We start from the raw sequence: 15,175 nt of genomic DNA on the forward strand, positions 1-15,175 counted from the left end.
ATTTTGGATTGCGACTAACAACTAACCACTAACCACTAACAACTAACTAATTACACTCTTCGCCCTCTGACATCTTGCAACCTCGAATCCGGCTGGATCGACAAATGCCAACCCTTCTTTTAGTGGTAGAGTGCGGAGACACTTGTTTAAGACATTGACTTGGTAGACCAACCAATTTGTGATGTCAAGGGCTGTCAACCAGCCACTTCGGGGATGATAAGCACCTGTATCTATATCCAACCATCCTTTGCCTTGTGCTAGCTGACCGGGCGTTACTCCTGGTAAAGTAAAGGTGATTGTATGACCGACAATAATTAATTTATCGGCAAAGTAGGGTTTGTCCATGCTGTGAAACTTGTCTCGCACCCAGCACATCTGATCGGCAGTTTGTTCTACAAGGGGGATTGAGGGATCGACTCCAGCATGAGCTAACAAAACATCTCCCAAGTCAAGATATGTGGGTAAAGCTTTGAGCCATTCGACATGGTCTTCTGGGATTGTGGCTTGTTTGTAACTAGCGACTGTTGCTTGACCGCCACTGCACAGCCATGCTTGTACTATTGACGTAGGAGCTTGTCCGCTAGTTAGAATATTTAATAGCATATGCTCGTGATTACCCAACACGCACTCGTAGTGGTTGTTCTTAACAAAATCCACAACTTGCGAGCTTTGCGGTCCACGGTCAATTAAATCTCCGAGAAAATATATTTTATCGTCTGATATGGGGGCGATCGCGTCTAACAAAGTCATCAAACTTTCGTAGTGACCATGCACATCCCCAATAATGATTCGGCGGTAATTAGTTGCGCTCATCAGCTCTGTGTTTTAATAACTTTGCCTAATACTTGTGCTACAGTTTAAGCTAAATTGATTTCGTAAAGACGAGTTACAAATAGCTTAAAAAATTATATTTAAGGTAATTATGCCCACATCCTGCTAGTATGTGTCACTATAGCAATTAATTTGTGACAATTTAGTAAGTTCAGAACCCCAACTTCTTCATGCAGTCCGGAGTTTTAACTTTTCACGAATGATTTAGGATTGCTATAGCCTCTGTGAGCAGGGGATCTGGAAGAACGATATCCAATATAATTTTCAAAAAAAAATATATATAGGAATTATAAATGATTTATGAAAAAAATCTTAGTACTGTAGGGAGGGCTATGCCGCACACATAAACCTTGTTTACGGCATAGCCCTCCCTACGTATATTTCAAAAATCAAATAGGAGTCCGATAGCTGTTAAATTATGCTCTTTATAAAACTAATTCATCTATATTGATCCGTGAAATTTGCTAGTGGTTAGTAGAGGCGCAAGGCTCTGCGCCCGTACATAGCTCACTACTCATCACTAACCGTCTTCATAAACAGCAATAAAGTATTAACTAATGTTTAACAGTCATGGGAAGGCGAACAACAAAAACAGATCCAACTCCTGGTTCACTTCTGACAACAATTTCACCACCCATCATTTGGCAAAAGTGACGGCTAATTGCTAACCCAAGTCCGGTTCCTCCATACTTTTTAGTGGTTGAGGCATCTCCCTGAGTAAAGGGTTGAAAGAGCTGCTGCTGTTGGTGGTATGTCATACCAATACCAGTATCTTCAACCGTAAAAGTGATAATTCTAGCAGATCCATTTTCACGCAAACCCTGCTTTTCTTTCTCTATCAAAAGCTTGACTTTACCATTTTTGGTGAATTTGGCAGCATTACTTAACAGGTTATACAGAACCTGTCTGAGTTTGGTCTGATCGGTATGCATCACACCAAGTTCTTCTTCAAAATAAACTTCTAGAACGTTGCTGTTTTTTTCTACTAACGGCTTCACTGTCATAACGATATTATTAAGCAATGTTGCTAGTTCAAATGTTTCAGGGTAAAAGGTCATTTTCCCCGCTTCAATTTTTGAAAGGTCGAGGATATCGTTGATCAGTGTTAGCAAATGCCTTCCTGCACCATTGATAGATTCTAGGTCACTGATAAAATCTTCTGCCATGCCAAAATCTGCAGCATCATCTTTGAGCAGTTGGCTCAAACCAATAATGGCATTTAATGGTGTGCGTAACTCGTGGCTAATATTAGCAAGAAATTGGCTTTTTGCCTTACTAGCTGCTTCTGCGAGTTCTTTTGCCTGTTGTAGTTCTTTAGTCCGTTCGGAGACTCTCTCAATTAAACGGTTCAGAGATTTGGCTAGTAATCCAATTTCATCCTCAGTGCTGACGGGTGCTCGCAAATCAAAGTTAGATTTCTTTGCCACCTGTTCGGCTACTTGCGTGACGAGGATGACTGGTTCGGCTATGGCTCTGGAAGTTCGCCAAGCTATAATTGCGGCGATCGCCACTGATAGCAGCATACTGACTATAACAATTAACCGCTCGACTCCTTTTGCCACCTCTACGTCTTTTGCTATTTCTTGCTCTTGTTCTTCCGCAGTCTGCAAAATATTACTCAATTGCAGGCGCAACTGATCGAGTCGGATAGCTGTTTCACCACCCATGATTTCTAGTAATTGCTCTCGCGCAAACGAAGTGCTCTGTGGCTGTTGAGGCTGCTTTTCAAGCTGTTGTAAAACAGCTTCTATTTGCCAAATGTAGGAATCTAAGTTACTTTCATAATCATGTATGACGGTTCGGAGAGTGCTTTCGGTAGCTGCTAACTTTCCTGGTTTGCTGTCTAAAAATTCTGTAATTTGTTGTTCTAGATGTTTAGCGTTGTCAAAATTCTTAAACAGGTCAAATCTTTTGTCGGAAAGCCGTTCTGAGTCTTCTAGGACAGTAATTATGTTCGAGCTGTGTAACTGTGCGCCTATTAAGGCATTCCTATAGGTAGCCAGCATTTGTGTCTGATACCGGGCGTGACTTAATTGCCCAGTCTCTATTCCTCGATAATAATTAGCAATAACCAGACCGGTCAGAGAGCCTAAAAAACCAATGCCAATCGCTAAAAAGTAGCCATAGCCAATCTTTTGATGGATTCGCCAAGAACTGGCTTTGAGTTTCCCTCGGGAGGGAAACTCAATAGTTGGGAGTTCGTCGGTAGAGGGCTGATCGGCTGACACTTGTTTTCTTTCTATATTGCTGTCAACAGAGGTTGGTTTTTGAGTTTGCATACCTCAAATTCTCCTTGCCCTCCCGCAAAAAACTGTGTATCTATACAGAGGTTGCAATTTTATTAATGAACTTGTGATTAACACCTACCACTTTATCTTCTTTTTTATCAAAATTAAGGTGGTTATCAACTTTAGAGATCGGGGGGAAATTTTTAAATAAAGACTAAGTTTTGAAGACTTATGATACATTTCTGATAAAGTGCCTTTATTCTCGCAGATGACAAACTATTCGTAAATTAGATCCATTCCACTTTTGTGGGCGGAGGATATGTAAACTTTTATGAAAAATTTACTTTGTTGTTTGCTTTTTTTTGCTAAATTTCAGCATTTAGCAAACTCTCCCACTTAATGGCAAGCCGTGCTTTTTCCCTGTAAGTATTTATTCCTTTCATGTCTGGTCACTATTATAGTTGGCATGTCCTCCATTATATGAGAGCGATCGGGATATGCACATTTTTAACAGTTGTTGAGTATAAACAAAAGACTTCTCAATAAAAAAATATCTAATTTGTCAGATGGGCATTCAAAAAATAAATGATCCGGGAAAGGCAGCTTTGCTGAGGGCAGAAGGGAAGAAAGTATTGAAGGTGATGGCAAATCCCTCTGAACCTGGCTGCCTCCTGCCCAAGGGGTCTAAAACCCCAGAATGTGGGACGGGCGTCCCCGCCCGTCCTGTATGAATTTAATTTTGGGACATTGTTTATTTGGAAGTCCCTTATGCAAGCGCAGCTGAAAGCAGATGATCGACAGCTTGCTTCAGCGTCTCTACCTTATCAAGACGCTCCCAAGGTAAGTCTAAATCGTTACGTCCCAAGTGACCGTAAGCCGCGACGTCCTGATAAAAACGTCCGCCTCGTTCGCTTGGTAAGTTACGTAGATTAAAGGTGTGGATAATACCTGCAGGACGCAGTTCAAAATGCTGTTTAACCAATTCTAGCAAGGTGTCGTCATCAACTTTACCTGTGCCAAAAGTATCCAACATAATACTTACGGGTCTTGCAACACCGATCGCATAGCTTAGTTGAACTTCGCATTTTTCTGCCAAACCAGCAGCGACAATGTTTTTCGCTACATAGCGACAAGCATAAGCAGCACTGCGATCTACCTTAGTGGGGTCTTTGCCAGAAAAAGCGCCACCACCATGACGAGAGTAACCGCCATAAGTATCAACAATGATTTTGCGTCCTGTCAGACCGGAGTCTCCCTGAGGACCGCCAACGACAAACTTACCTGTGGGGTTAACCAAAAAGCGAGTTTGGTCATCTGGCTGAACATCAATGTCTACAAAAACAGGCTCAACCACTGCTGACCACAGGTCTTCCTTGATCTTGGCTTGTACTTCTGTTTCATCTGTAATTTCACCGATAGTCGCCGAGTGCTGGGTAGAAATCAGAATGGTATCGATACCAACTGGTCGTCCATCCTCATAAGCGATGGTGACTTGTGTTTTTCCATCAGGGCGTAGGTATGGCAAAACACCTGTTTTGCGAACAGCAGCTAATCTGCGGGCGATACGGTGAGCAAGGCAAATAGGCAATGGCATGAATTCTGGGGTTTCGTTGCAAGCGAAACCAAACATAATCCCTTGGTCGCCAGCCCCAACCGTGTCAAAGAGTTCATCGCTACTTTGCTCGCGGGTTTCTTGAGCAGTGTTGACACCTTGAGCGATATCAGGTGACTGTTCGTCTAGAGCGACCATCACTGCACAGCTGTTAGCAGAAAATCCGTTATCGGCGTTAGTGTAGCCAATTTCCGCAATTTTCTCGCGAGCAACATTTACGTAGTTAACATTGGCTTTAGTGGTAATTTCTCCTGTAATTAAAACCAAGCCAGTGTTCACAACAACCTCAGCAGCAACACGGCTACTTGGGTCTTGAGAAAGCAGGGTATCTAGAATTGTATCGGAAATCTGATCGCAGATTTTGTCAGGATGACCTTCGGTCACTGACTCGGAGGTAAAGAGATAACGACGAGACAATGTAATTCCTCCTCAAGAAGGTAAGAAGAGCGGACTGAACTAATGTGCTCAATTCAACCGCTTTGATTTGCAATCATAACAAGATTTTCACAAACGGTAATTAGTTTTATACTACTTTTCTCAAAAACCTTACCTAAGTACGATTTTTTGAAAAGCGAGAAGAGCTACCCTACTTTGTTATCGTGGTTTATGAATTGAAAATTTATCGCTGTAAAGAATTTGACGGTTGGTGAAGTTAACTGAGATCCCCGACTTCTTTGAGAAGTCGGGGATCTAGAGCGCCAATACAGTAATGCAAAAAACCCGGTTTCTCCAAGAAACCGGGTTTTTGTTGTTCATCAAAACAAAACTGACACTCTACTAGACTTTAGCTGCCAGCTGTGCTTCTTTAGAGGTTAAACGCTCGTAAGCAGCACGCATTTTCAGACCAGTCAGGACTTGGAATAAACCAGTACCATTGTTAGAGCCAGGATACTCGCGGTGTTGGAGTAACAAGTGAGTCATCTCACCTTTGTACTTGGTGGAGGTCTTACTCAAATGAGTCTCAATGTAAATCACTTCTTCTAGATTGTCAAACTGACCATCTATCTCCAATACAGAAACATAGCGACCGTAGTATACATCTGAACCGTAGTACAGCTGCATACCGGGGTAAGAACAGGTCAGTTTGCGTCCGCAAGGAGTCCACTGAATGGTTGAGCCTTCATCAAACAAGTAGATTGGCTCAAACCCTTCCTTACCTTCTCGCTGGAGCATGCGTACCCGCAGAACTTTACGTTCTTTGTCATCTTTGATAAGATTGGTTGGCAAGACTTGTAGAACCACATCGGCAAACTCTCTTTGCGGTTCAATGTATTTTGTAAAGTCTGGCTTGCGGGAATTAATCTGAGCTAGGACATCTTCATAGCGGTGACCGCGTTCTGCCATATCACGCTGAATTTTCCAAGCAATCTTAACTTCATCGCTAATGTCAAAATAAACGCTAAAGTCAATCAGTGCTCGCACACGCTCGTCATAGAGAGGATGCAGACCCTCAACTACAATAATGTGGTTGGGAGCGATGTTCTCTGGTGGGTCGATAGCGCCGGTCTCGTGGTTGTAAATCGGCTTCATAATCGATTGACCTTCTTTGAGCGCTTTGATTTGCTCGTACATCAGGTCAAAGTTGTTTGCTCTTGGGTCAAGTGCAGTAATGCCTGTTTCTTTGCGCTGTTTGCGATCTAATGAGTGATAGTCATCCAAACAGATGACAGTCATCAAATCTTCACCGAATAAATCCATTAGGCGACGCAAAAACGTAGATTTACCGCACCCGGAGTCTCCGGCTACTCCAATTAACACCACGCGTTCCGGCTTACTAGTCATAAATCTCCTCTTGATACTAAATGATGAATCATTCAATAATTTTTTCGTTTCGTTTGAATTTCGTTTCAATCCTCGTTTCAATCCTCAAGCCAGGAGTATACCCCAATGGTCTATCCTGCGTCTTCGCCCTCCAACAACGCGTTAACAAATTTGACGGGGTTCAACCGTAGCAGTTTTTACCCGCCTAATATGACCAACTTTGTTGCTGGTAAGTATTTAATCCTAGTGTTAAATTGAATTGTAACAGAAGGGTGTTGTCTATACAAGGTTGATTAACCTTGATTTGATCTCCTAAATTTGTGAATTAAAGGAGATTGAAGTAAAAGTCAGATATCCACACCAGTTGGATATCGGTAAAAATACACTGCTTGTGAAGGTATACCTTTAAGTTTACTATGTGTCGTCTTAATGTGGCTTTTTGTTTTGGAGAATCTTGGAAGATTCAGCAACGTTCCAGACATCTCCAGCCAAAAATTATGGATTTTATTAAGGTGTGATAAAAATCACAAATTCTTGTCTTGTGACTTTAAAGTCTATGCCCAACAGGATTTTACGCGTTTTCCCTAGAAAGTAACAGTGGTTGACAGATTTTTAACATCAAGTAAAACTAAATTGTAGTTGTGTCTGCTGGGTCTACTTCTACCAGAATTTTGTTACTGAACTGACTCCGTGTTGTGGAATGCTCCCTAAGGGCGGATGTAAAATTCAGTAAATGGTGTTCTGCGGGAAAATCCTCAGTTAATTTCCGAGGAAACTGTAAGACACTGGTACTCAATTTTGGGGAAGTCAAATAAATGACAATTGTTTTTGATTTAGATTTTTCAAAAAGATTGGTAATTGATGTTTCCCAATATTGAATGCCTTTCGATCTGTGCTCCCAATGAATGACGAGAAGAGATCTCTCCTCTGTTGAGTGGTACTTCTCGAAAAAAACATTAAATTGACTCATTATTAACATTCTCTCAAGGACTTATCCTCTACCTTAGAAGGTCAGGGATTGTCGGAAATCCTGGTCTAAACAATCTATTAGGATAAAACCAAGAGATTGTTAGATCTTTAATCTGAACAGTATAAGTCCCTAGAGAACTCGTTCTTAACCCAGACACGGTGAACCGTCCCTACAGGAGAGTTTCTCGTTGCAGGCGATTGGAGAATCTAAAAGGGAAATGGCGGTAACGCCAACAATGAGGAAAACAGGACTATTCGTCCATAGCCCCTTCCCAACCATAAGAGAACTTCGCTCTCTAAAGGGAAGAATTTCGATAAACAGGTGTGTTTTGCGAGTCTGAGGTGAGTGTACGTAATAAGACATCGGCAAAGAAAGACCACTTTTCCCATTCCTGGAAAGCAATTGCTCCAACTCGCTAGAAGAGAGAGCACTGCACTGCTATTGTGGTGAAAAGGGTTTGTATGAGAATAGGTTAAGTAGAGATCGGAGTGGTAGAAGTAATGTACATCAAAGGTGCCGTTGAAGGTGCTGCCAACACAGAATTAGGTAGCCGCGTCTTCGTATACGAAGTGGTGGGTCTGCGTCAGAGCGAAGAAACTGACAACACGAACTACCCAATTCGTCAAAGTGGCAGTGTGTTCATCAGAGTGCCTTACAACCGCATGAACCAAGAAATGCGGCGTATTACTCGCCTTGGCGGCAAAATTGTTAGCATCCAGCCCGTAAATCTTTTACAAGAGCTGAATGGGCAAGCTCCCAATAGTAACGCCACATCTGGTGAGAATGCTAGCAGTGAAGCAAATGGTAAAGCCACACCTGTAGCTGAGCAACAGCCCAAGAGTAAGGACAACAAAGGCAAAACCATGACTCAAGCGAAAGCCAAAAAAGACGTCCACGCTGACGTTCCCGTAAACATTTACCGCCCCAACGCTCCTTATATCGGTAAAGTTATCTCTAATGAGCCGTTGGTTAAAGAAGGTGGTATTGGTCTTGTTCAGCATATTAAATTTGACATTTCTGGTGGCGATTTACGATACATAGAAGGTCAAAGTATCGGCATTATCCCTCCTGGTGTAGACAAGAACGGTAAACCAGAAAAGCTCAGACTGTACTCCATCGCTTCAACCCGTCATGGTGATGATGTAGATGACAAAACAGTCTCTCTTTGCGTGCGCCAGTTAGAATACAAGCACCCAGAATCCGGCGAAACAGTCTATGGTGTGTGCTCCACACACCTGTGCCACATTAAACCAGGAGATGATGTCAAAATCACAGGTCCGGTTGGTAAAGAAATGTTATTACCAGCAGACACTGATGCTAACGTCATCATGATGGCAACAGGAACAGGTATCGCGCCCATGCGTGCTTACCTGTGGCGGATGTTCAAGGATAACGAAAAAGCAGTTAACCCAGAATACCAATTCAAAGGTTTCTCTTGGTTGATTTTCGGTATTCCTACAAGCCCCAACATCCTTTACAAGGAAGAACTCGAAGAGATGCAGCAACAGTATCCCGATAACTTCCGCCTCACCTACGCTATCAGCCGCGAACAGAAAAATGCTCAAGGGGGTAGGATGTACATCCAAGACCGAGTAGCAGAACACGCTGATGAACTTTGGCAGTTAATTAAGAACGAAAAAACCCACACTTACATCTGCGGTTTGCGCGGAATGGAAGATGGAATCGACGCAGCCCTCAGTGCTGCGGCTGCTAAAGAAGGCGTAACCTGGAGCGACTACCAAAAAGAAATCAAGAAAGCAGGTCGCTGGCACGTTGAAACATACTAATTTAGTCATTGGTCATTAGTCATTAGGCTTTTGACAAAAGACTGTAGACCAAATAAGAAATATAATAAGTAGGTAGGGTTTATACCTTACCTACTATTATTTTTGTGTATTTAAACACACATTTTTAGCGCAAGCGAATCCATTATCCGCGTTCGTCTGCGTTCATCAGCGGTTTAAAATAAAAATTTGGTGAAAGCTTGTGGGTGTAAAGCTGGGAATACTGGGATTGGGAACTGTGGGGACAGGTACCGTGCAGCTATTGCAGGACGGTACTGGTCGTCATCCACTATTGCAAGAAATAGAAATATATAAAGTGGGAGTACGATCGCTTGATAAATCCCGTGCTGTCACTCTACCAAAATCAGTATTGATGACAGATTTAGACGCAATTGTCAACGATCCAAAAGTAGATATTATTGTCGAAGTCATGGGGGGATTGGAACCAGCGCGATCGCTCATCTTAAAAGCCATTGAAAATGGCAAGCATATCGTGACAGCAAACAAAGCAGTGATATCGCGATTTGGCGAAGAAATCTTCACATCAGCCAATAAAGCTGGGGTATACGTCATGCTAGAAGCAGCCGTAGGTGGAGGTATTCCGGTTATTCAACCCCTAAAACAATCATTAAGTGTTAACCGCATTCAAAGCGTTACAGGCATAGTCAACGGTACAACAAATTACATCCTGACACGGATGCAGCTAGAAGGCAGCAATTTCAGCGATGTTTTAGCTGATGCCCAAAAACTGGGTTACGCTGAAGCAGATCCTACCGCCGACGTAGAAGGCTTAGACGCAGCTGATAAAATCGCCATCCTCGCCTCACTCGCTTTTGATGGAAGAATCAAGCTAGAAGACGTTTACTGTGAAGGAATTAGGCAAGTCAGCAAAACAGATATTGCCTACGCCGAAAAACTGGGATTTGTCATAAAACTTTTAGCGATCGCTCAAACAGTCATCCCCCCCTCCTCAAATCCCCCCATTTCTGTAAGAGTTCATCCCACCTTAGTGCCAAAAAACCATCCCCTAGCAAGCATTAATGGTGTAAATAACGCCATTTTTATTGAAGGTGAACCCATAGGACAAGTGATGTTATTTGGTCCTGGGGCTGGGGCGGGTGCAACAGCCAGTTCTGTATCATCTGATATACTAAACTTAGTAGCATCACTGAAAACAAGTACAGCATTACCTAATCCACTTCTTGGTTGTAGGCATCAACATTACTGTCAAATTACACCAATGGCAGAACTCGTCACGCGGTTTTATGCTAGATTTTTAACAAGAGACCAATCGGGAGTCATTGGTAAAATAGGAACCTGCTTTGGCGATCGCGGAGTCAGTTTAGAGTCAGTCGTCCAAACTGGTTTTCAGGGAGAACTAGCAGAAATCGTTGTCGTCACCCATGATGTTCGAGAGGGAGACTTCCGACAAGCGCTCGCAGAAATTCACAGCCTCCCTGCCATAGATAGTATTCCTAGCGTGTTACGAGTTCTTTAAATGAAAAAGGGAGTGGGGAGTAGGGAATAGGGAGTAGGAAGAAGAAAAATTTTTATTTGTTTTGGTGTATGAAAGTACATGATAGCTACTTGTTTCATAATTCATAATTCCATGGATAGTGCAAAACGTATAGCAACTCTCAACCGCATTCGCAAACTCAGCCGCCTCATGGATACATCTTTACGTATCCCCGGTACTGGCTTTCGCATCGGACTAGATCCAATTATTGGATTAATTCCTGGTGCTGGCGATATCGTCAGTACAGGGTTTTCGGCTTACATCATTTTTTTAGCAGCTCGTTTTAACATACCCCCGAAAGATTTATCCCAAATGATTTTTAACATTGCTTTAGAAGCAGTGGTTGGTACAGTCCCTTTGGTTGGTGATTTATTTGATGCTTTTTACAAATCTAACATCCGTAATTTGGCAATTTTAGAAAAACATCTCGCGATCGTTGAACCAGAATTAGAAAAAGTTGCTTCTGAGTTTGAGGAGCTTGCTAGTTAAAGATATGCAACTTTCTGTTGTAAGGTCTTGCTCTTGATCCTTAACCTTGTGGGAATTCTCGCTCTTGTGGGATGGGCTTCTAGCCCGTCTCATAGAACGCAGGCGAGCGAGGAGGGAGTATCCCAATTTTGTCAAAATACCTAGCGAATAGAATTCGCGGCTATACAAACGAAGTCCGTCTTCGCGGACTAAATTATCAAGGGGTGTAAGACGCGGATTTAGTATTACGCATCAATTGAGATTATCTGGATTGCCGTAATTTTTACCCTGCTTGAGTTCGCGCCTGCTTTACCATCGCAATCAAAGTGTGATGAGCGTCTTCTGCGTCTGCTAAAACATGGTCAAATAGAATGCGGACTGGTACGGCTTCCCCATTTACCTGTGCTTTGAGATCCATACCTTCAGCGTCAATAGAAATCATTTCTGCTGCTGTTGCATCCGCTAAACTCCCAAAAGCTTGGGCATAAAGGGCTACAGCATTAGCATGATCTTCGTTCATATGATTGCAGATGCGCGAACTCACTTCTGAGGAAAACTGGAAAGACATGGCAAACTCCACGTTTGTGCTAGATTTTCTAGATTATTTTAGTCGATATACGTTTTTTTAAGACTCACGATATCCGCCCCGACGTTCAGCCAGTTCTTGTTCAATTTCTGCTTCGTTAAGTAATGTTAGCCCAGAAGCGATCGCTCGAGTACGAATTTCCCACAATTTCTTAGCTAAGGGTGTTTGTGGAGTATATTCTGATTTTGGTGCTGTTGCGTCTGATTCAAATTTCAGCGCTTCAACAAACTCAAAAATCTTTTGCTGCTTTTCGGGTGTGAGTTCTTGGCAACGTTCCAGTAATTCTTCTTCTTTCTCCATAATTCACCCCATTATAAGAGCAGTTGCTGAAAGCAAGCCATGGAATTCTCTGACTTGCAGTGTATGAAGTTTAAGATTATTGTACTTAAGCAGAAGGTAATTCCGGAAAGAGCTAGAAAGCTAGTGTTGCAAAATGATGTAACAGTTTTTTTACAGATGTCAACTGCAAATGAAGGATGGATTTTCATCCTCATGCTGAATAGTTACATAGATACCAAATTATAATGTAGAAAATACAGGTATCAATATGAAGGCTGTTTTTGGCAAAAGAGAATCTATTGGTAATAGTACCAGATTTAGGACAGACAAAGATTGGGAAATGTTAAAACTAGAATTAGACAATTTTTTCAAAAATGATGATGAATGGGTGAATGATTGTTGCACTCGCACTAACTTTAACGAGGATAATGTTTAGCTAAAAACTCCTCAGCCTCAGCGCGATCGCAAATTCTTCCATCCAAAGTTGCTGCTAGTAAATCATCCAGCATTTGTCGAAACTGTGGTCCTGGTTTGTAGCCAATTTTCTTTAAGTCATTACCATTAAGAATTGGCTGAACTCCCGACCAAACTGTTAAGTATTTCCAAATTTTTTGTCTTATAGATCGCGGACTTTGAACGGCAATTAAAATCAGCATAGGTAAATCGTATTGCCGTAACAATTGCACGACTTGACTGGGAGATATTTCTGCTTCTCCCCTTTCTGTTTTTGCAGAAAGAGTTTCCACATTTTCCTGCGCCTTTGCCAGATTCTCCAACCGAAGAATACTGTCATCTGGCAATTGAAGATTTTTTGCCACCAACCCCCTATGTTCTGGTAACAAATGAGCAATCAAAGCTGACATACGCATTTGCCAATGGATGAGAGTTTCTTGAGGATCGTACCGCCGCAAGCAGCGTTCCAACAGACGTAATTGCCGCAGGAGTTCTTCATCTAAATTCAGGGTATGATGAATGCACTTTAATGCTCCCAAGTCTCCCAACAACTGCAATGCTAATTTCCAATAGGGAGCTTCCAAAATATGCTTTAATTCTGCCTTAAGTCTGGTTTGCAATGCTGGTGCTTTGCTATTTTCTCGCGCAGTACGGTCATAAACACCACTGTTAATAGCGTAGCGGATATACTCGTCTGTTTGGGGTTCTAAGTGAAATCCCAGTCTGACGGCAAAACGCACGCCACGATAGATACGGGTAGGGTCTTCAATAAAACTGTTAGCGTGTAATACCCGAATTTGTTTTGCTTCTAAATCAAGCAACCCGCCAAAGAAATCGAGTAATTCACCAGAATTGGGAGATGTTAGCCGCAGTGCCATAGCGTTGATGGTAAAATCGCGACGATACAAATCTTGACGAATTGAACTTGCTTCAACTTCAGGGTTTGCGGCTGGATAAGGATAGAATTCTGTTCTAGAGGTGGCAATATCAACCCACAGTGAATCTAATTCTGGGTCTTTGTGCCACAATAAAGCTGCCGTTTGAAAAGCGCCATGAACTTCTAAACGTGCTGTTGTGTAAATTTGCTGGAGGGCTTTTGCCAATTCTACACCTGCACCCACGTCTGCTGCTTTGTGAAAACCATCAACCACCAAGTCAATATCTTTAATGAGCAGAGTCCCAGTCGCGTCTTTTGCTAAGAGTAAATCCCGGACTGCTCCCCCAACAAGATAGAGATGCCAACCGCGTTTTTCTGCTTCTTGTGATGCTTTTGTTAACAATTGCCACAGTTGAGGAGCAAGCCGCGATCTCAGTTCCTCTAAAGTAGGAGATTTAAGGTTCTTGTCTCCCCCTCTCCCCCTCTCCCCCTCTCCCTTTCTCCCTTCCTGGTGCAATTGCCGCAAAACATCAGTTCGAGTGACAATACCTACTATCTGCTCGGTTTCTAATACTGGTAAGCGTCCGATATCGTATGTTACCATCAAAGCTTCTATTTCAGGCAGTGTAGTATCTGGAATAATTGTTTTCATATTAATTGTCATGTATCCTTTGACAGGAGCATGACTAAAGCCGTGATGCAGGGCAATATCCAAATCCCGTCGAGAAAGAATACCTAACAGTTTTCCCCGATCATCAGCAACACACAAACCAGAGTGTCCGTAGCGCAATAAAGTGCGTTGTGCTTCCGCAATGGTGGTTTCTGGACGAATGGTACGCACTGGAGAGGACATTAAGTCCCTTGCAGTGGGTGGATGGGGGATTGTTGCTTTTAACTTTTCTAAAAGTTGGTTGAGTATTTCTTCGGTGTTTACGCCTCGCAGGTTCAGTGATGCTGCTTGGGAATGTCCGCCACCACCTAAAGGTTGAAATAATTCGTTGAGGTTGACACCTTTGATTTGGGAACGCCCAATGACTGTGAGGCGGGATTCACCTTCAGAAACAGGAGATTCATGACAAAGCAGCAAGGTGTCTATTTCTGTTAACTCTACTAATTGGGAAGCAAGACTTGACAAACCAGCTACAAAACTTTGTGTTTTTAAAGTCACCCAAGCAATTTTTTGTCCTCTAACATCTATTTTTTGTAATTTTTCCAGCGCTATCTTTAATAGATGTTGCAATTGAGGCGATAATCCAGGGTCTACATACTGGTTCAGGACTGATAAGCTAGCCCCTTGCTGCATTAACCAAGCTAAAGCTAGAGCATCTCGTGGTGTAGCATAATCAAATGTCAGGGAGCCAGTATCCACGTGAATCCCTAACGCCATCACAGTGGCTTCTGCAGTTGTTAAGTAAATTTGCTGTTGCTGCAATTGCTCTACGATGAGAGTTGTGGTAGCTCCTACAGGAGAGATATGTAACTCTGTAGCGGGAATATCTCCCTGTTGTTCTTTGTGATGATCGTAAATTTTTATTTCCTGAATGTGAGGCAAACCCAGCCACTCAGCAGTTTTACCCAGGCGATCGCGCTGTTGTGTATCGACCACAATCAAGGAACGAATTTTCTTTGGATTGACTGAACGCCGTTCAATCAACTGATACTCATCGCGATGTAATGCCAAAAAATCCCTAACGGGTGGATGCGATCCACCACTCAGCACAATTTTACTGCCCGGTAGCAAGCGTGACAACCCCACTGCTGCTCCTAAGGAGTCAAAATCTGCTGTTGTATGACAAAGAATTAAATCCAT

Annotated in this window: 11 protein-coding genes; 4 read left to right on the forward strand and 7 right to left on the reverse strand. The window is 42.6% G+C overall.

Annotation, left to right across the window (positions count from 1 at the left end; genetic code table 11):
• Positions 1–42 precede the first annotated feature (42 nt).
• The 4 genes from WA1_RS12710 to WA1_RS12725 all read right to left on the reverse strand — a co-directional run bounded on the left by WA1_RS12710 (position 43) and on the right by WA1_RS12725 (position 6,453).
• The gene (locus tag WA1_RS12710) at positions 43–813 is read right to left on the reverse strand and encodes a metallophosphoesterase family protein (protein WP_017745118.1); all 771 of its coding nucleotides are present in this window, start codon (positions 811–813) and stop codon (positions 43–45) included.
• 572 nt (positions 814–1,385) lie between these two features.
• The gene (locus WA1_RS12715) at positions 1,386–3,110 is read right to left on the reverse strand and encodes a sensor histidine kinase (RefSeq protein WP_017745119.1); all 1,725 of its coding nucleotides are present in this window, start codon (positions 3,108–3,110) and stop codon (positions 1,386–1,388) included.
• Between the two features lie 715 nt (positions 3,111–3,825).
• Positions 3,826–5,088, reverse strand: coding sequence for a methionine adenosyltransferase (gene metK / locus WA1_RS12720; protein WP_017745121.1), 1,263 nt, complete (start codon positions 5,086–5,088; stop codon positions 3,826–3,828).
• A 360-nt stretch (positions 5,089–5,448) separates the two neighbouring features.
• Entirely contained in the window at positions 5,449–6,453 is a 1,005-nt protein-coding gene (locus WA1_RS12725) for a phosphoribulokinase (protein ID WP_017745122.1), read from the reverse strand.
• 1,449 nt (positions 6,454–7,902) lie between these two features.
• Here WA1_RS12725 and petH point away from each other — a divergent pair.
• The 3 genes from petH (at position 7,903) to WA1_RS12745 (ending at position 11,191) form a co-directional block, all read left to right on the forward strand.
• Positions 7,903–9,189, forward strand: coding sequence for a ferredoxin--NADP reductase (gene petH, locus WA1_RS12735; protein WP_017745124.1), 1,287 nt, complete (start codon positions 7,903–7,905; stop codon positions 9,187–9,189).
• 199 nt (positions 9,190–9,388) lie between these two features.
• Complete coding sequence (locus WA1_RS12740) at positions 9,389–10,684, forward strand: homoserine dehydrogenase (protein WP_017745125.1); 1,296 nt, start codon at positions 9,389–9,391, stop codon at positions 10,682–10,684.
• 111 nt (positions 10,685–10,795) lie between these two features.
• Positions 10,796–11,191, forward strand: coding sequence for a DUF4112 domain-containing protein (locus tag WA1_RS12745; RefSeq protein ID WP_017745126.1), 396 nt, complete (start codon positions 10,796–10,798; stop codon positions 11,189–11,191).
• 262 nt (positions 11,192–11,453) lie between these two features.
• Here WA1_RS12745 and WA1_RS12750 read toward each other — a convergent pair whose 3' ends face one another.
• Positions 11,454–11,738: a DUF2470 domain-containing protein gene (locus tag WA1_RS12750; protein ID WP_017745127.1), complete on the reverse strand. Its 285-nt coding sequence runs from the start codon at positions 11,736–11,738 to the stop codon at positions 11,454–11,456.
• 57 nt (positions 11,739–11,795) lie between these two features.
• Complete coding sequence (locus tag WA1_RS12755) at positions 11,796–12,056, reverse strand: hypothetical protein (RefSeq protein ID WP_017745128.1); 261 nt, start codon at positions 12,054–12,056, stop codon at positions 11,796–11,798.
• A gap of 247 nt (positions 12,057–12,303) precedes the next feature.
• Here WA1_RS12755 and WA1_RS59685 point away from each other — a divergent pair, with 247 nt between their 5' ends.
• Positions 12,304–12,471 (forward strand): hypothetical protein, encoded by a 168-nt coding sequence (locus WA1_RS59685; protein ID WP_017745130.1) that lies wholly within the window; start codon positions 12,304–12,306, stop codon positions 12,469–12,471.
• Here the strand turns inward: WA1_RS59685 and WA1_RS12765 are convergent.
• On the reverse strand, positions 12,452–15,175 hold the full coding sequence (locus tag WA1_RS12765) for a CBS domain-containing protein (RefSeq protein ID WP_017745131.1): 2,724 nt from the start codon (positions 15,173–15,175) through the stop codon (positions 12,452–12,454). The two genes, WA1_RS59685 and WA1_RS12765, sit on opposite strands and share 20 nt — an antisense overlap.

This window comes from Scytonema hofmannii PCC 7110, assembly GCF_000346485.2.
GTDB lineage: Bacteria > Cyanobacteriota > Cyanobacteriia > Cyanobacteriales > Nostocaceae > Scytonema > Scytonema hofmannii.